A 17309-nucleotide genomic window follows, 5' to 3' on the forward strand; every position below is an offset into this window, starting at 1 on the left:
TGCCATGCGCCCAGGGTAGGCCGGGCGCGCCGCCCCGCCCCCCGCGCCACGCCTGTGAGAGAGGTTCTCGATGACACTCTCCGCCGACTCCGACCCGCGCCTAGGGCCCGTCGACCGCGCGGCTGCCGAGCGGACCGAGGAGGACCTGCTCGCGCGGCTGGAGGACGCCCCGGACACGCGCGTGCTCGTCGTGCGCGGCGACCAGGTGCCGCTCGTCGACGGCGGCCTGATGGCGGTCGTGCCCGCCGCCGTTCCGACGGGTGGCGTGCGCGCGTTCCTCGGGCGCCGTCCCGACGGCGGCGCACTGCTGCTGGCTGCGTTCGCGGCCGACCACCCCGACCCGCTCCTCGCGCCGGACGGCTGGGCCGGGCTGCGCGCGGTGGGCACTTTGCTGCCCGCGGCGGATACCGCTGCGGTGGTGACGGCGGTGGCGCTCGGCCGGTGGCTCGTGGACGCGCCCTTCTGCCCCGCGTGCGGCACGCGCACGATCGAGCAGCAGTCCGGCTGGGCGCGGCACTGCCCGCACTGCGGGCGCGAGCACTTCCCCCGCACCGACCCCGCCGTGATCGTCGCCGTCACGCGCGAGGATGACCCCGACGCGCTCCTGCTCGGCTCCAACGCGCTGTGGGGGGCGAACCGGTACTCGTGCTTCGCGGGGTTCGCCGAGGCGGGGGAGTCGCTCGAGGACGCCGTCGTGCGGGAGGTGCGCGAGGAGGCCGGCGTCGACGTCAGCGATCTCCGCTATGTCGCGTCGCAGGGATGGCCGTACCCGCGCTCGCTCATGCTCGGGTTCACCGCCGTCGCCCGCGCCGCCGACACGGCGCGCGCCGACGGCGACGAGATCGCCGACGTGCGGTGGTTCACGCGGGCGGAGATCCTCGACGGCCTCGCCGGGCGCAGCGACCTGCAGCTGCCCGGTCCCGTCTCGATCGCCTCGCGCCTGATCCGCGCGTGGGCCGAGGGCGCGTGAGCGCGCTCGACGGCCTCGACGAGCAGCAGCGGGCGGCGGCGTCCGCGCTGCGGGGGCCCGTGTGCGTGCTCGCCGGCGCCGGCACCGGCAAGACGCGCGTCATCACCCACCGCATCGCGCACGGCGTCGACACCGGCGCGTACTCGCCCGGTCGCGTCATGGCGGTGACCTTCACAGCCAAGGCGGCGGGGGAGATGCGCGGCCGGCTGCGCGCGCTCGGGGTCGACGGCGTCGCCGCGCGCACCTTCCACGCGACCGCGCTGGCGCAGCTCAACTACTTCTGGCCCACCCTCACGGGCGACAACGCGCCGGCCATCGTCGACAACAAGGTGCGGCTGCTGGCCCACGCCGCCGACACCGTGTCGCTCTCGCCCGACACCGCGACCCTGCGCGACGTGGCGAGCGCGATCGAGTGGCGCAAGATCACGATGCGCAGCGTCGACCGGTACGCCCAGGATCGCCCGCAGGCCATCGGACGCCTCGACATCGACCAGGTCGTGGCACTGCAGCACGCCTACGAGAAGCTCAAGGACGAGCGCCGGCAGATGGACTTCGAGGACGTGCTGCTCGCGTGCGCCGGGATGCTCGAGGCGGAGCCGCGCGTGACGCAGGAGGTGCGGGAGCAGTACCGGCACTTCACCGTCGACGAGTTCCAGGACGTCTCACCGCTGCAGCACCGCCTCCTGGAGCTGTGGCTCGGCGACCGCAGAGACCTGTGCGTCGTGGGCGATGCGAGTCAGACGATCTACTCCTTCGCCGGGGCGGACGCGGCGTACCTCCTCGACTTCCCTCGACGCCACGAAGACGCCCAGGTGTTCCGCCTCGAGCGGAACTACCGCTCGGTAGGGCCGGTGCTGGATGTCGCCAACGCCCTCATGCGGGGCCGGCCCGGCGCGCTCGAGCTCGCGCCCGCCCGCACGGCGCCCGCTCCGATGCCGGTCGTACGCGCCTTCGAGGATGACGAGGCCGAGGCGCGAGCCGTGGCCCGGTCGATCGCCGACGCCGTAGCCGGGGGCGTCGACCCGGCGAGCATCGCCGTGCTGTACCGTTCGCACGCGCAGTCCGCGCCGGTCCTGGCCGCACTCGCGGCGGTCGGAGTGGCCGCGAGCGTGCTGGGCGGACGGCGCTTCTTCGACATGCCCGAGGTGCGCCAGGCCCTGCTCGCGCTGCGGGCTGCGACGGTGGCTCCGCTGGAGACGGACTTCCTCACGACGGTCCGCGACGTGCTCCGCTCGGTGGGCCTCACCGACGAGCCGCCGCCGGCCGGGGGAGCGCTGCGCGACGCATGGGAGGCGCGCGCGGCACTGCTGCGGCTGGCCGAGGAGGCCCCCGACGACACCGCGCTGCGCGGGTTCACGGACGGTCTCCTCGCGCGTGCCAAGGACCAGCACGCGCCGTCGACACGCACGGTGACGCTCGCGACGCTGCACGCGGCGAAGGGGCTCGAATGGGACCACGTGCACCTCATCGGGGTGAGCGAGGGCTTCCTCCCGATCTCGTACGCGAGCACCTTCGAGGCCGTCGACGAGGAGCGCCGCCTGGCCTACGTCGGCATCACGCGGGCCGGGCGAACCCTCTCGCTGAGCTGGGCGCGGGGGAGCGGCCGGACGCCGAGATCTCCGTCACGGTTCCTGCAAGAGATCGGCACGCGCACTCTTCGTGAGGAGCGTGCCTCCGCCAGCGCCGGTGCGGTTCGTCCGCCCGCAGGGTCACCGACCGGCCCGCGGCCCCGTCCGGTCCGGTGATCAGCTGCACGGCCGTCCGCGCCGCCGCCGTCGCGACATCGGGGTCGACGGAGCACGGACGCCCGACGAGCTGACTGGCGAGCACGGGCCATGCCCCGTCGGCCTCGCGCGCCCACGCGGCGGCGCACGCGAGGCACGCCGTCTCACCGGGCCGGACCACCGGCCCGACCACGGCGCCGCCCGCGTCGAAGGCGATCGGCACGTGCGGGATGTCGCCCGCCATGAGCGCCGAGACGGCGCGCGGCTCGACGAGATGCGACGCGAGCACCACGGCCGTCTCGTCACGGGCGATCGCCGGCAGGTCGACCGCATCCGGCCACGGGGGCGTCCGCGTCACGGCGCCGCCCCGCTCGAGGGCTCCCACCACGAGCTCGACGGCCGCCGCGGGCACGCCACGGCCGGCGAGCACGACGACCCGCACGGCGGATGCCTCGCGCACGAGCACGGGCTGGATCTCCGCGAGCAGCGCGTCGAGCTGCGCCGCCGACACCGAGCGCTCGGTGGCGAGGGCGCTCAGCGTCGCGGGGGTCACCCCGTCCGCGAGTTCGGCGAGGAGAGCGAGCTCCCACGGCTGCGGGTCGTCCAGACGCGCGCGGTCGTCGAGACCGAACTGCAGTGTGTCGGCGTCGCGCCAGAGCGGCGGGTGAGCGGGGTCCAGGCGCAGCATGCGCCCGATCCTGCCGCGGCGCCCCGCCCGCCCCGCGCCGCTGTCCACAGGTCGTGGGCGCGGGAGGGGCATCCGCCGTCCTGGGGACGATGGCTCAGACCGCGCGCGGCCCTTCCGGTCCTTCCGGCCCGTCCTCACCGGCCGCGTTCTCGTCGGGAGCCGCGTCGCCGGGGGCGTCCGCCTCCTCGGCGAGCAGCCGCGCGAGCGCGTCGTCCATCTCGTCCGGCTCGGGCGCTTCACCGCGCGCCTGCGCCGTCAGCCGGGCGACGAGGCTCGCGGGATCGTCGATGTCGGCGGCCGTCGGCATGAGGTCGGGGTAGTCCCACAGGGCGTCGCGCGCCTCGACGCCGACGGCATCCGTCACCGCGCGCCACATCGCCGCGGCCTCGCGCATCCGGCGAGGACGCAGCTCCAGGCCGACGAGCGAACCGAGGGCCTGCTCGGCGGGGCCGCCCACCGCGCGGCGTCGCCGCACCGCCTCCGCGATCCGCTCCGCCGACGGCAGGCGCGATGCGGCGTCGGCGGTCACGACGTCGACCCACCCCTCGATCGTGGCGAGCAGGTTCTCCAGCCGCGCGAGCGCCGCCTCCTGCTCCTCGGAGCGTGAGGGCAGCAGCGCGCCGCTCTCCAGGGCCCGACGCAGCTCGTCGGGCTCCGAGGGATCGAAGCGCGTCGCCAGGTCTTCGAGGGCGTCGGTGTCGACGCGGATCCCCGCGGCGAACTCCCGCACCTGGGAGATCACGTGCAGGCGCAGCCACCGCGCGTGGCGGAACAGCCGCGCGTGGGCGAGCTCGCGCGTGCTCAGGTACAGCGCGAGCTGGTCTTCGGGGATCTCGAGGTCGCGGCCGAAGTCCGCGAAGTTCTGCGGCAGGATGGCGGCGTCGCCGTCGGGCATGACGGGGATGCCGACGTCGCCGCCGCTGACGACCTCCGTCGACAGGCGGCCCACGACCTGGCCGAGCTGGGCGGCGAAGAGGGAGCCGCCGACGGTGCGCATGATGCGGCCGGCGCCGGAGACGAGCTCCTGCATCTCCTCGGGAGCCTGGGCGCTGAGCGCCGAGGTGAGGGCGTCGGCGATGCTCGTGGCGACCGGCTCAGCCAGCTCCTGCCACACCGGCATCGTCGCCTCGACCCATTGGCCGCGGGTGATCGCACGCGGCGCGCGGGCGAGCTCGGAGATCGCCGTCGCCTCGCCGAGCCACAGGGTCGCGAGCGTCAGCGCCTGATCCAGGTCGGCGCGCTGGCCCGCCGTCACGCCCAGGTCGCCCTGATTGGCCAGGTGCAGCGCCTGGCGCTGGGCTACGTCCCACGCGATGCCGTCGTCGCCGTTCGCGAAGGCGCCCTGCAGGTGCCGCATCATCGTCTGCAGCGTCGCCGGGTCGATCGGCAGACCCGACAGCCGCGACAGCTGCTCCGGGTCGATCTGGCCCCCCTCGCCCGACATCATCCGACGCAGCAGCTCGTGGAGCTCCTCTTCGGGACTCCGGTCCTCGTCCGCCACTTCAGCCGCCTTTCAGCCCCGCCCGGGGCGTGCGATCTACGCTAGTCGCACGCTTTCCTCGCACCTCCCGGCAGGGCTCCTCGTTCCTTACGCCGGTCGCGAACGACCAGGCGACCAGAGAGAGGTCTTCCCGTGACGCTGTTCGACGAGAACGTGACGGTCGTGCCCGCGCCGCGGCGGCGCGTGGGGCGGGGCACGCGCGTGGGCCTGGCCGCGCTGGCCGTGGCCCTGGTCGCGCTCCTCGTGATGACCTTCCTGCCGACCGCGTACGTCATCCAGCAGCCCGGTCCCGTGTTCAACACCCTGGGCACCGTGCGCAACGCCGACGGGCAGGACGTTCCGCTCATCTCCGTCGCCGACGCGCAGACCTATCCGCCGGAGGGGGCGCTCGACCTGCTGACCGTGCAGGTCGTCGGCAATCCCGAGCGCCGGCCGTCGTGGTTCGAGCTCGCGCAGGCCTGGTTCGACCCGACGCGCGCCGTGCTGCCGCTCGAGCGCGTGTTCCCCCCGGGCCAGACGACCGAGCAGCGCAACGACGAGAACGCGCAGCTCATGGTCGACTCGCAGCAGGAGGCGAAGGCCGCCGCGCTCACCGAGCTCGGCTACGACGTGACGTCGCGGATCCGCATCCACGGCCTGACCGACGGGTCGGCCGCCGCAGGGCTGCTCGAGGAGGATGACATCATCGACGCCGTCGACGGGGCGCCGGTGCGCAGCGCCGACGACGTGCGCGACGCCGTCGCCGCCTCGGAGGGGAAGCCCGTCGGCTTCACGATCGAGCGCGACGGCCGCACGCAGGACGTCTCGGTGACGCCGCGGGAGGCGACCGACGCGCAAGGTGCGCAGCAGTGGCTCGTCGGCGTGTACCTCATGGCCGACTACGACTTCCCCGTGGATGTGACCATCCAGCTCGACAACGTCGGCGGTCCGAGCGCCGGCATGATGTTCGCGCTCGGCATCATCGACGTCCTGACGCCGGGGGAGCTCACCGGCGACCACACCATCGCCGGCACCGGCACGATCGATGCGGCCGGCGACGTCGGGCCGATCGGCGGCATCCGCCAGAAGCTGTACGGGGCGAAGGACGCCGGCGCCGAGTACTTCCTGGCCCCCGCGTCCAATTGCGACGAGGTGGTCGGGCACATCCCCGACGGGCTGCAGGTCTTCTCGGTGGCCACGCTCCAGGACAGCCTCACGGCGCTCGAGGAGATCCGCGACGGCGGCGACCTCGCGGCGCTGCCGACGTGCGGGTCGTGACGGGCGCCCCCACGGCATTCCCTCAGATCGTCCTGCCTAGGATGGATGGGTGACCACGACGTCTGCGCCCCAGTCGGCCGCACCGAACCGCTCCCGACGCATCATCGCGATCACGCTCGCCATCATCGCCGCGCTCGTCGTGGCGTTCTTCGTCTTCGCGAACCTGTACGCCGACTGGCTCTGGTACGCGCAGCTCGGCTTCACCGAGGTGCTGACGACGCAGTGGCTCGCGCGTGTCGTCATGTTCGTCATCGGCTTCCTCGCGATGGCCGTGCCGGTGTGGGGTGTCATCCAGCTCGCCTACCGCCTGCGCCCGGTCTACGCGCGGCTGAGCTCGCAGCTGGACCGGTACCAGGAGGTCGTCGAGCCGCTGCGCCGCCTCGCGATGTGGGGCATCCCGATCTTCTTCGGCTTCTTCGCCGGGTTCGCCGCATCCGCCCAGTGGGAGACCACATGGCTGTGGTTCAACGGCGTGCAGACCTCGCAGACCGACCCGCAGTTCGGCATGGACACCGGCTTCTACCTGTTCGCGATGCCGTTCTACGCGTCGGTGCTCGGATTCACCTCCGCCGTCCTGCTCGTGAGCCTGCTGCTGACGGCCGTCGTTTCTTACCTGTACGGCTCGGTGCGCGTCGGCCAGCGGGAGCTGCGCATCTCGAATTCCGCGCGCATCCAGCTCGCGGTGCTCGCCGGGCTCTACGTGCTCGTGCAGGGCGCGAGCCTGTTCCTCGACCGCTATCGCACGCTCGTCGAGGACGGCGAGCGGATCACCGGTCCTGGCTACACGGGCGTCAACGCCGTCATCCCCGGGCAGACGATCCTCTCGATCATCGCCGTGCTCGTCGCGATCCTCTTCTTCGTCACCGCCGTCATCGGCCGCTGGCGCTATCCCCTCATCGCGACCGCGCTCCTCGTGGTCTCCTCGCTCGTCGTGGGCGTCGGCTACCCGTGGGTTGTCAACACGTTCCAGGTGCGCCCGAACACGCTGCAGCTGGAGAGCGAGTACTACCAGCGCAACATCGACGGCACCAAGACGGCGTACGGCATCGACGGCCTCGAGAAGGAGAACTTCTCGGCCACGACCGACGCCGAGCCCGGCCAGCTGCGCGCCGACGCCGGCACGACCGCGCAGATCCGCATCATGGACCCGGCGATCATCGGCCCGACCGTGCGCCAGCTGGAGCAGTACCGCGCGTACTACCAGTTCCCCGACAACATGGACGTCGACCGGTACGAGATCAACGGACAGTCGCAGGACACGATCGTCGGCGTCCGCGAGCTCAACATGGGGCAGCTCTCGGATGCGGCGACGTGGCAGAACACGACGCTCGTCTACACGCATGGCTACGGCCTCGTGGCCGCGGCCGGAAACGAGCGCACGAGCGACGGCGACCCCGTCTTCCTCGAGCAGGGCATCCCCGCCACCGGCTTCCTGTCGGACCAGGACTTCGAGCCGCGCGTCTACTTCGGCGAGAGCTCGCCGGACTACTCGATCGTGGGCGCCCCCGAGGATCGCGAGCCGATCGAGCTGGACTATCCGATCGGCAGCGACGGCGGCAGCGACACCCGGACGACCTTCACCGGCAACGGCGGTCCGAGCGTCGGGAACGTCTTCAACCGCCTCATCTACGCGCTGAAGTTCCAGTCCGAGCAGATCCTCTTCTCCGACTCGGTCAACGAGAAGTCGCAGATCCTCTACGACCGGAACCCCAAGACGCGCGTCGAGAAGGTCGCGCCCTACCTGACGCTCGACAGCGACCCGTATCCGACCGTGGTCGACGGGCGCATCAAGTGGGTCATCGACGGCTACACCACGAGCGCGAACTACCCGTACTCGAGCCGCGTGAGCCTGCAGCAGGCCATCGCCGACTCGAACAACCAGGCTCCGCGCTACGCGCTGGACGAGATCAACTACATCCGCAACTCGGTCAAGGCGACCGTCGATGCGTACGACGGCAGCGTGACGCTGTACGCGTGGGACGACACCGACCCGATCCTGCAGGCGTGGCAGAAGATCTACCCGTCGAGCCTCAAGCCCTACTCCGAGATGTCGGCCGGGCTCATGAGCCACGTGCGCTACCCGACCGACCTCTTCAAGGTGCAGCGGTCGATGCTCGGCATCTATCACGTCGACGACGCGCGCTCGTTCATCCAGCGCGACAACGCGTGGGCGACGCCCGACGATCCGCAGGATCCCGAACGGCTGCAGCCGCCGTACTACCTGACGATGCAGATGCCGGGTCAGGACAGTCCGACGTACTCGATGTTCACGACGTTCATCCCGTCGTCCCAGGGCAACAGCCGCAACGTGCTGACGGGTTATCTGGCCGTCGATTCGAACGCGGGCGACCAGGCGGGGGTGAAGAGTCCCGACTACGGCAAGCTGCGGATGCTCGTGATCGACTCCGCGGACACGGTTCCCGGCCCCGGCCAGGTGCAGAACACGTTCAACTCCGACACCAACGTGTCGAGTCAGATCAACATCCTGCAGCAGGGGCAGTCGCAGGTGCTGAACGGCAACCTGCTGACGCTTCCGGTCGGCGGTGGGCTCCTCTACGTGCAGCCGGTCTTCGTCCAGGCCTCGCAGGGCACCCAGCTGCCGCAGCTGCGCCGCGTGCTCGTGGCCTTCGGTGACAAGATCGCGTTCGAGGACACCCTCAACGAGGCTCTCGACGTGCTGTTCGGCGGCGATTCGGGCGCCACCACCGGTGACACCGGCGTCGTGCCCACCGATCAGGAGACGCCGCCCGACACCGGCGGCACCGACACCGGGGGCTCGACGCCGACGCCCTCCCCCTCGCCTTCGCCCTCCGAGGGATCGAGCGACTACCAGGCCGCCCTGGAGCAGGCGCGGCAGGCGCTGCAGGATCGTCAGTCGGCGCTGCAGAGCGGCGACTTCGCAGCCTTCGGTGAGGCCGACAAGCGCCTCACGGACGCCGTGCAGCGGCTGCTCGAGCTGGAGGGTCAGCAGGGCTGAGGGCCCCCGGTCGGCGCGGCGCTGACTGCTCACGCGGTGAGCAACCACCACCAGATGAGCAGCAGCGTCGCGCCGAACCCGGCGATCTGATTCACCCACAGGAAGCGATCCCAGCCGGCTGTCGCGCGCTCGGCCGTCTCGTCGGTCACCGACCGGTACGGCCACACCACGACGAGGTAGGGCACGACCAGCAGCGCCGCGAGCTGTCCCGGCCACGCCGTTGCGAGCATCGCGACGCCCGCGAGCGCGTAGCACGCGAGCGCGAAGCGCACGGTCCAGCGCGCGCCCCGCGCCGTCGCAATCGAGGAGATGCCGGCGGCGCGGTCGGCGACGACGTCCTGCACCGCGCCGAACGCGTGCGAGGCGACGCCCCACAGGGCGAACGCGACGACGATCACGAGCAGCTGCCACGTCCACGTCGCTCCGGCGAGCACGAACCCATACACGGCGGGGGAGAAGAAGTGAATGCTGCTGGTGACGGAGTCGGCGAACGGGCGCTCCTTCAGCCGCAGCGGGGGCGCGGAGTAGAACACCACGAAGAAAAGGCTCGCCGCGAGCACCAGCCACGACCACGGCGTGCCCAGGATCACGAGCGCCACGACGAAGGGCGCGCACGAGATCCCCGCCGCCCACAGCGTGATGCGGTGCATCCGCCGATCGAGGACCGCGCCGTGCGTGCCGCCCTTGCGCGGGTTGCGGAGGTCCGACTCGTAGTCGAAGACGTCGTTGATGCCGTACATCGCGAGGTTGTACGGGACGAGGAAGAAGAGCACGCCGATCACGAAGGCGGCGTCGATGTGCCGCGTGGAGAGCAGGTACGCGGCGGCGAACGGGTAGGCCGTGTTGATCCAGCTCACGGGACGCGACGAGACGAAGAGCTCCTTCGCGACCGAGCGGGCGGACAGCGCGCTGTCGTTCATGCCGGCGACTCCTCGCCTCGGAGCAAGCAGAACACGGCCGGCACGCCGTAGGCCGCGCACAGCGGGTAGGAGAAGTCCTCGAGCGGCGCGAGCCCGATGCGCAGGCCGGACAGATGCTGCGGCGGGTAGGTGAACAGGTCGAGTCCGATCATGACGTTGTCGAAGACCGCCGTCAGGGCCAGCAGCGCCACCGCGGCGATCGTCGAAGCGAGCATGCGCCGCCCGAAGGCGGGGCGGCGAGCCGAGAGCGCCACGACCACGGCGGTGACCGCGAGGAAGGGCAGGATCAGGAGCGGGTAGGTCACGACGCGCGCTCCGCGCGGCGCGCGCGCGTGCGCACCGCAGCCGACCACACGACGAGAGCCAGGTAGCTCAGGAAGGCGAGGAAGACCGGCTCCTCGAGGGGCAGGTGCGGCGCGAGGTCGACGCCCACCAGGAGCGTGCTGCCGCCCTTCACGAAGACGCCCGTGATGATGCCCGCGGCATCCCAGAGCAGGAAGAACGCGGTGCCGATCGCCACGGCGGCGATCGTCGCTCCCGGCGCGCGCCTCACGGCCAGACGCCACCGGAAGTCGATCGCCGCCACGCCCGCGAACGACAGCACGAGGGCGGCGAGGTACAGTCCCGGCACCGTCACACCGTAGCGCGGGAGGGCTCCGCGACCGGCCCGGCCGACGTGTCGCCGCGGAGGCGCTTGAGCACGAGCTCGGCCGAGATGAGACACATGGGGAGTCCGATGCCCGGCAGGGCGGAGGTGCCCGCGTAGTACAGCTCGGACACCTTCCGCGACGCATTGCGCGGACGGAAGATCGCGCTCTGCCGCAGCGTGTGCGCGAGGCCGAGCGAGTTCCCCCGCCACGAGTGCAGATCGACGGCGAAGTCGCCGGGCGAGATCGTGCGGCGCACGACGATGCGGTCGGCCAGGTCGGGGATGCCGCACCATTGCGCGATCTGCGCGATGACGGCGTCTGCGGCCTTCTCGATCGCCGGGTCGCCGTCGCCGTTCACGCCGCCGCGACCGAGACCCGGATCGGCGGGGATCGGGACGAGCACGAAGAGGTTCTCGTGGCCGGCAGGCGCGACCGAGTCATCGGTCGCGCTGGGCTTGCACACGTACAGCGACGCCGGCGAGGGCACACGCGGCCGATCGCCGAAGATCGCCTCGAAGTTCTCCCGCCACTCGGGGGAGAACAGGAGCGTGTGATGGGCGAGCTCGGGCAGCTCGCCTTCCACGCCGAGGAGGATGAGGAGCGCGCCCGGGCTCGGGGTGCGCGTCGCCCACCACTCTTCGGGATAGGTGCGGTCGTTCGGCGAAGAGAGCAGCTGCGTCTCGGTGTGGTGCAGGTCGGCGGTCGAGACGACGAGGTCGGCGGCGACCTTCTCGCCGCCGCGCAGGCGCACGCCCCTGGCGCGGCCGTCCTCGACCTCGATCCGCTCGACGGGGCAGGACGTGCGGATCTCGACCCCGCGGTCGCGCGCGAGAGCCTCGATCGCGCGGATGACGGCCGTGAACCCGCCGCGCGGGTAGAGCACCCCCTCGTTGAGATCGAGGTGGCTCATGAGGTGGTACAGGCTCGGCACGCCGTACGGCGAGCCGCCGAGGAAGACGGCGGGGTACTCGAGGATCTGCCGCAGGCGCACGTCCGCGAACCGCGGCTCGACGAAGCCGGCAAGCGTGCGCGTGAGGAGGGGAAGGAGTCGCGGGACCTGGCGGAGGAGCGCGGGGTCGCGCAGGCCCGAGGTGGACGAATACGGGTCGTACAGGAACTTCGACACCGCGAGGTCGTACGCATCCGCCGCGGAGTCGAGGTAGGCGTCGAGGCGTGCGCCGGCGCCCGGCTCGACGCTGTCGAACAGCGCGACGGCGCGAGCGCGGCCGGATTCGACTTCCAGCGCCGACCCGTCGGCGGAGTACACGCGGTATGCCGGGGTGAGCGGCACGAGGTCGAGCTGCTCGGCCGCCGAGGTGCCGAGGAGGCGGAAGTAGTGGTCGAACACCTCGGGCATGAGGTACCAGCTCGGCCCGGTGTCGAAGCGGAACCCGTCGCTCTCCCACGAGCCGGCGCGGCCCCCGACGTCGTCGAGGGCTTCGAAGAGGGAGACGTCGTGCCCGTCCTGCGCCAGCAGTGCGGCGGTGGCGAGGCCGGCGATGCCGCCGCCGACGACGACCGCGCGGCTCATCGGATGCTCCGGGGACGCGACGTGACGACGGCGCGGGCCGCGAGGGCCACCTTGACGGCGTCGGGCACGCGCACCCGCCCGGCGCGGGCGGGCGTGCGCCGCAGGCGGTGCGAGAGCTCGGCGAACAGGTCGTGCGCGGTCGTGACGGCGCGCCGGCAGTCGCGGGGGAGCCGGGGCACGACCGCCGCAGCGGCGGCGAGGTCTGCGTCGATGCGATCGAGCACCGTGACGCGGCGCGCGTCGTCGTCGGCGCCGCCGAGGTAGTCCCGGCCGAGGCGACCGGCGTCGTCGTCGAGATCGCGGAGGAAGTTCACATCCTGGAACGCCGCGCCGAGGCGCCGCGCGCCCTCGACGAGGTCGTCGGGCGCGGGGCGCGGCGAGGGCCGACCGGCGTTGACGAAGACCTGCAGGCACATGAGCCCCACCACTTCCGCTGAACCGAAGACGTACGCGTCGTGCGACCCCGCGTCGTGCGAGGACGTGTCGATGTCGGTGCGCATCGACGCGAAGAACGGGGTCACGAGGGCGGCGCCGATGCCGCACTCGCGGGCCGTGCGCGCGAACGCGTGGACGACGAGGTTGGAGCTGAAACCGCGCTCGATCGCCCGGAGCGTCTCGGCCTCGAGGGCGTCGAGCACTTCGCGCTCCTGCTCGGGGGACAGACCTGCGTCGGAGGCCGGCCCGTCCACGATCTCGTCGGCCACCCGGACGAGCGCATACACGTTGCGCACGTGCGGACGCGGGCGGGGGCCGAGGAGCCGCGTCGCGAGCCCGAACGATGTCGAGTAGCGCGAAATGACGGCGGCCGCCGCATCCGCCGCGGTGCGATCGTACAGTTCGAGGCCGGTGTACGACGCGCTCACGGCACACGCTCCCGGACCGCTTCGACCAGGTCGAGGAGCATCGCCCGTGCCGGGTCGGGCAGCAGCGAATCGACCACGAGTCCGCGTGCCTCGGCGAGCGTGTCGGCGATGAGCTGCTCGAGGCGCTCTCGCGCGCCGGATGCCGCGAGCGCCTGCTGGGCGGCGCGCACGGCGACCGGCCCGGTGTGGGCCTGAGCGAGCGCGTCGCTGACCTCGGGCCAGCGGTCGCTCTCGCGCGCGAGGGCGATGAGCGGCGTGCGCTTGGCCTCGCGGAGGTCGCCGCCCTCACCGCGTCCGGCCACGTCGGCGGGGCCGAAGGCGCCGATGAGGTCGTCGGCCAGCTGGAAGGCGAGCCCGAGGCGCTGCCCGACGCGGCGCAGCGTGGTGCGAGCGCCCGTGGGTGCGCCGGCGAGCACGGACCCGGCGACCAGGGGCGCGCAGAACGAGTACTCCGCGGTCTTGTTCGCGGTGGCGACGAGGATCGCGTCGGCGGCCACCCCGTCGTCCGCGATCACGGCGTTCTCGACGTCGGCGAGCTCGCCGGCCGCCGAGACGACGACGGCATCCTCGACGAGGTCGAGCAGGTCGCGCCGGGTCTCGCCGGGGGCGTCGATGCTCGCGACGAGGCGGACGGCCTCGTGCAGGAGGAGGTCGCCCGCGAGGATGCCGGCGGCGTCGCCGAGCAGCGCCGAGCCCGCCGCATCCGCCCCGAGAGCGCGGCCGCGCGCGCGGAACTCGCCGCCGACGTTGGGCATGCCGCGTCGCTCGATGTCGTGGTCGATGACGTCGTCGTGGACGACGAAGGCGGTATGGAGCAGTTCGAACGCCGCGGCGACGGAATACACCGCCGGGTCGTCGAGGTCTCCGCCCAGCGTGTGGAACGCGGCCACGACGAGCGTCGGGCGGAAGCGCTTGCCGCCGTCGGCGGCGCGTTCGATGGCCTGTCCCAGCGCAGCGGAGGACGGGTCGATGCGGGCCATCCGCTCGCGCAGTCGCGCGGTCGCCTCGCCGATCGCGGTGTCGATCGCCGCGCGGGCGGCCGGCGCGGTGGGGAGGGCGATCATGACGCGCGGCGACTCTCGCGCGGCGCGCCGAACAGACGGAGCTGCTCGGCCTGCAGCACGAGCCACGGGCTGAACACCCAGGGCGTCGCCTCCAGTGCCGTCGCGAGATCGATCGGGTCGACCCACTGCGCATCCACGACCTCGAGCGGGTTCAGCTCGGGCACGTCGGTCGTGCGCGCGGTGTAGACAGGGCAGATCTCGTGCTCGACGATGCCCGTCGCATCGGTGGCGCGGTAGCGGAACAGGGGCAGCGCGAGCTGAATGTCGGTGAGCGTGATGCCGAGCTCATGCGAGGCGCGGCGGTGCACGGCCGAGATGACCGGCTCGGCGGGGCGCGGGTGCCCGCAGAACGAATTGGTCCACACGCCCGGCCAGGTCTTCTTGCTCAGCGCGCGGCGCGTGACGAGAACCTGACCCTCGTCGTTGACCACATGGCAAGAGAATGCGAGATGCAGCGCGGTGTCGGTACCGTGGACGCTGCTCTTGGGAGCTGTTCCGATCTCCCGGCCGTCGTCGTCCAGCAGAACGACATATTCGGTCTCGATCACAGCGCCTCCTGTTTGCTAGTTTATCTAGCGAATGAGCTCGATGATACAAGTCGCGGAGAGGGAGTGTCCATCGTGACACGGGCTGTTGACATCCGGGCGCAGGGGCGCTCTGCGGTGACCGCCGCTCTCTCCGCGGTGCGGGCACTCAGCGACGCGCTGGATCGCATGAACGGCAGCATGAAGAGCGATATGGAGATGAACGCGACCGATCTCGCGGCGCTGCGCATGCTGATCGTCCGGGAGCACCGTGGCGAGTCGGTGAGCCCGCACGAGATGGCGCGTCACCTGCGGATCTCGACGGCCTCGACGACGAAGCTCCTCGACCGGCTCTCGGAGGCGGGGCATATCGAGCGCCGCCCGCACCCGTCCGACCGTCGCGCGCGCGTCGTGGCATTGACGGATCACTCGCGCAGCGTCTTCTACGAACACCTCGGGGCCCACCTGCACGACATGAGAGGGGTCGTCGAGCGGTACAGCGACGACGAGCTGGCGCTCATCACGCGCTTCATCGACGAGCTCTCCGCGTCGATCGACCCCGCCTGACGGCGGTCAGAAGGGTGGGGCGCCGGGTGGAGGGTCGGGTTCGTCTCTGAAGATGACGTATCGCTCGGGTGGGTCGGTGGACACTCTTCCGTGGGGGCTGGTCCAGCGGATGCTGCCGTCCCGGAGCTGCATTGGTTTCCAGGGTTTCTCGGTCTTGAGGGTGTGGTGGCGTTTGCAGAGGCAGGCGAGGTTGCACGCGTCGGTGGGGCCGCCGAGGGCCCAGTCGCGGTTGTGGTCGCGGTCGCAGTGGCGGGCGGGGCGTCGGCATCCGGGGAAGCGGCAGTGCATGTCGCGCGCGGCGAGGTAGCGGTCGAGGTTCGCGGGTCGCCGGTAGGTGTCGGTCGCGAGGACGTGTCCGTGGATGGGGTGGGTGAGGATCCGCTCCCACGACGACGCCCCCGCGAGCAGGCATCGGGCGGTGTCGGCGTCGACCGGGATGGCGCCGTCGAGGGTGGCGCCGCGGTCGGCGAGGCCGGCGGCGGTGAGGGCGGGGATGACGATCGACGCGCGCGCCTGGATGGCGGCGAGCCCGCCGGCCGGTCCGGTGATCGCGCCGGTGGTGGGGTCGATGGTGGGTCCGCCCGTGAGGAGCAGGTCGATGGCGACGTCCGCGCGGATCTGGTCCAGGTTCCGCTGGTCGTAGACCGCGTCGTCATCCTCGGTGTCACCCTCGGGCGCGGCGACCTGTACGGTCTTGGTCTCGTGGGCTTGCTGGGTGAGCCGGTCCCAGATGCCTTCGGCGAGGACGGTGGGCGCGATCATGCCCAGTTCGGACATGCCCTCGCCCCGGCGCTGCATCCACACCGTCCGCCCCTTCACCGCCTCCCGGTGCCGTTCCGTGATCGAGCGGGGGTGCAGTTCTTCGACGACCTGTTCGGCGAAAGTGCGTGTGGCCGGTGCCGTGACGAGGAACGCCCGCTCCAGCACGGTGCGTTCGTACAGCGCCCGCGTGTCGGGGTCGACGAGGTCGCGGCCTTCCTCGACGATGACCATCGCGTGCCGCGCCGAGATCCGGCTCTCCGCCAAGGCGTCGAGGGTGGCGGGGTAGTCCTCGACCAGTTCGAGGGCGGCGTGCATGCGGTTCTGGATCGCCCGGTCATGCACCCGGAGCGCGGTGCCGATCTCCGACGCGATCGAACGCTCTTCGACCTCCCGCATCCGCGTCTCGACGGACTGTGTGGCCGCACGCTTCTTCGCGATGCGCAGCGCCGCCGCGAGCCGGACGATCTCGTCCGCTTCGATCTGCGCGATCGCCTCGTCGTCTGTGATCAGCCCATCGATCAGTTCCGCGAGCGCGACGTCATCCTCGTCGGGATGAGCGATGCTCGCGGTCCTGGTCATGTGCTCACTCTCGCACCGACCTCCGACATCGATCCGCGTGCGGGGTGCCCTTCGTCTCGGTCGCTGCGCTCCCGCGCTCCCGGCCCTGCGCCCGCACTCGATCGCTGCGCGAGCGCAGCGAGACGAAGCGTCGTCGCGAGAGCGGGTCAGGCGACGCCGGCGCCGATGCCCCACAGCGGCGCCACGAGCCACGCACCCGCGATCAGGACCGCGGTGGCGACGAGCACCGCCGCGTCCATCCATCGAGACTGCCACCGCACGAGTCGGCGGACGAGCGTCGCGAGCAGGATGAGCCCTGCGAGGCCCGCGCCCGCGACGAGGACCCAGCCGCCCAGCCACGCGATCGTGGCGATGGCCTCATTCGCGTCGAGCGCCGCAGGCGACCCCGCAGACTCGATCCATAGCGCCCGGTAAGCGAACAGGGACGCCACACCCACGACCGCCGAAGCGAGAGCCGCCACAGCGACGGGCGAGGGCCGAAGAGCCGTCGTCCGGGTGCCCACGCGAGAAGAGTATCGGCGGCGATACGCGTGCAGAAGGCCCCGGATCACGAGGATCCGGGGCCTTCCGTTCGTTGCGGGGACAGGATTTGAACCTGCGACCTCTGGGTTATGAGCCCAGCGAGCTACCGAGCTGCTCCACCCCGCGGCACAAGAGAAAACTCTAGCACGGATGCGGCGGGGGCACGAATCGGCGCCGCCGCCCGTTGCCCTCGGCGAGCTCCGGCCGGGA

General features: G+C 71.9%; 15 protein-coding genes and 1 tRNA gene. 5 read left to right on the plus strand and 11 right to left on the minus strand.

Features of this window, described 5'->3' with window-relative positions:
• Positions 1-70: 70 nt before the first annotated feature.
• Together nudC and EI169_RS07120 are read left to right on the plus strand one after the other, a co-directional pair.
• Positions 71-970 (plus strand): NAD(+) diphosphatase, encoded by a 900-nt coding sequence (gene nudC, locus EI169_RS07115; RefSeq protein ID WP_125131713.1) that lies wholly within the window; start codon positions 71-73, stop codon positions 968-970.
• A complete protein-coding gene (locus tag EI169_RS07120; RefSeq protein ID WP_125131714.1) occupies positions 967-2715 on the plus strand; it encodes an ATP-dependent helicase in 1749 nt (582 codons plus the stop codon). The genes nudC and EI169_RS07120 overlap by 4 nt, the downstream gene beginning before the upstream one ends.
• Positions 2716-3476: 761 nt before the next feature.
• Here the strand turns inward: EI169_RS07120 and EI169_RS07125 are convergent.
• Complete coding sequence (locus EI169_RS07125) at positions 3477-4883, minus strand: zinc-dependent metalloprotease (protein ID WP_205783895.1); 1407 nt, start codon at positions 4881-4883, stop codon at positions 3477-3479.
• 132 nt (positions 4884-5015) lie between these two features.
• Between EI169_RS07125 and EI169_RS07130 the strand changes: the two genes are divergently transcribed.
• On the plus strand, positions 5016-6140 hold the full coding sequence (locus EI169_RS07130; protein WP_125131715.1) for a S16 family serine protease: 1125 nt from the start codon (positions 5016-5018) through the stop codon (positions 6138-6140).
• Positions 6141-6189: 49 nt separating this feature from the next.
• Positions 6190-9117 carry a UPF0182 family protein gene (locus tag EI169_RS07135; protein ID WP_125131716.1) on the plus strand — a complete coding sequence of 976 codons (2928 nt, stop codon included), beginning with the start codon at positions 6190-6192 and terminating at the stop codon, positions 9115-9117.
• A gap of 29 nt (positions 9118-9146) precedes the next feature.
• On the opposite strand, the gene EI169_RS07140 is transcribed toward EI169_RS07135, so the two are convergent.
• The 7 genes from EI169_RS07140 to idi are packed head-to-tail and all read right to left on the minus strand — an operon-like array spanning position 9147 to position 14693.
• A complete protein-coding gene (locus EI169_RS07140) occupies positions 9147-10037 on the minus strand; it encodes a prenyltransferase (RefSeq protein ID WP_125131717.1) in 891 nt (296 codons plus the stop codon).
• The gene (locus EI169_RS07145; RefSeq protein WP_125131718.1) at positions 10034-10342 is read right to left on the minus strand and encodes a lycopene cyclase domain-containing protein; all 309 of its coding nucleotides are present in this window, start codon (positions 10340-10342) and stop codon (positions 10034-10036) included. The genes EI169_RS07140 and EI169_RS07145 overlap by 4 nt, the downstream gene beginning before the upstream one ends.
• Positions 10339-10668: a lycopene cyclase domain-containing protein gene (locus EI169_RS07150; protein ID WP_125131719.1), complete on the minus strand. Its 330-nt coding sequence runs from the start codon at positions 10666-10668 to the stop codon at positions 10339-10341. Before EI169_RS07150 ends, EI169_RS07145 begins: the two co-directional genes overlap by 4 nt.
• 2 nt (positions 10669-10670) lie before the next feature.
• Complete coding sequence (crtI, locus tag EI169_RS07155) at positions 10671-12218, minus strand: phytoene desaturase family protein (protein ID WP_125131720.1); 1548 nt, start codon at positions 12216-12218, stop codon at positions 10671-10673.
• On the minus strand, positions 12215-13081 hold the full coding sequence (locus tag EI169_RS07160) for a squalene/phytoene synthase family protein (RefSeq protein ID WP_125131721.1): 867 nt from the start codon (positions 13079-13081) through the stop codon (positions 12215-12217). Before EI169_RS07160 ends, crtI begins: the two co-directional genes overlap by 4 nt.
• Positions 13078-14145 (minus strand): polyprenyl synthetase family protein, encoded by a 1068-nt coding sequence (locus EI169_RS07165; RefSeq protein WP_164515460.1) that lies wholly within the window; start codon positions 14143-14145, stop codon positions 13078-13080. Before EI169_RS07165 ends, EI169_RS07160 begins: the two co-directional genes overlap by 4 nt.
• Positions 14142-14693: an isopentenyl-diphosphate Delta-isomerase gene (gene idi / locus EI169_RS07170; protein WP_125131722.1), complete on the minus strand. Its 552-nt coding sequence runs from the start codon at positions 14691-14693 to the stop codon at positions 14142-14144. Before idi ends, EI169_RS07165 begins: the two co-directional genes overlap by 4 nt.
• A 114-nt stretch (positions 14694-14807) precedes the next feature.
• On the opposite strand from idi, the gene EI169_RS07175 reads away from it, so the two are divergent.
• Complete coding sequence (locus EI169_RS07175; RefSeq protein ID WP_240640701.1) at positions 14808-15236, plus strand: MarR family transcriptional regulator; 429 nt, start codon at positions 14808-14810, stop codon at positions 15234-15236.
• 6 nt (positions 15237-15242) lie between these two features.
• Here EI169_RS07175 and EI169_RS07180 read toward each other — a convergent pair whose 3' ends face one another.
• The 3 genes from EI169_RS07180 to EI169_RS07190 all read right to left on the minus strand — a co-directional run bounded on the left by EI169_RS07180 (position 15243) and on the right by EI169_RS07190 (position 17225).
• Positions 15243-16577 carry an HNH endonuclease signature motif containing protein gene (locus EI169_RS07180; protein ID WP_164515461.1) on the minus strand — a complete coding sequence of 445 codons (1335 nt, stop codon included), beginning with the start codon at positions 16575-16577 and terminating at the stop codon, positions 15243-15245.
• A gap of 146 nt (positions 16578-16723) precedes the next feature.
• Positions 16724-17080 (minus strand): hypothetical protein, encoded by a 357-nt coding sequence (locus EI169_RS07185; RefSeq protein ID WP_125131724.1) that lies wholly within the window; start codon positions 17078-17080, stop codon positions 16724-16726.
• A 71-nt stretch (positions 17081-17151) separates the two neighbouring features.
• Positions 17152-17225, minus strand: a tRNA-Met gene (locus EI169_RS07190).
• Positions 17226-17309 lie beyond the last annotated feature (84 nt).

This window comes from Microbacterium sp. 10M-3C3, assembly GCF_003931875.1.
Classification (GTDB): Bacteria; Actinomycetota; Actinomycetes; order Actinomycetales; family Microbacteriaceae; genus Microbacterium.

Coding starts and splice junctions, on each gene's coding strand:
- crtI (WP_125131720.1), bottom strand. CDS start 12,218: ATGAGCCGCGCGGTCGTCGTCGGCGGCGGCATCGCCGGCCTCGCCACC.
- EI169_RS07165 (WP_164515460.1), bottom strand. CDS start 14,145: ATGATCGCCCTCCCCACCGCGCCGGCCGCCCGCGCGGCGATCGACACC.
- EI169_RS07180 (WP_164515461.1), bottom strand. CDS start 16,577: ATGACCAGGACCGCGAGCATCGCTCATCCCGACGAGGATGACGTCGCG.
- EI169_RS07140 (WP_125131717.1), bottom strand. CDS start 10,037: ATGAACGACAGCGCGCTGTCCGCCCGCTCGGTCGCGAAGGAGCTCTTC.
- nudC (WP_125131713.1), top strand. CDS start 71: ATGACACTCTCCGCCGACTCCGACCCGCGCCTAGGGCCCGTCGACCGC.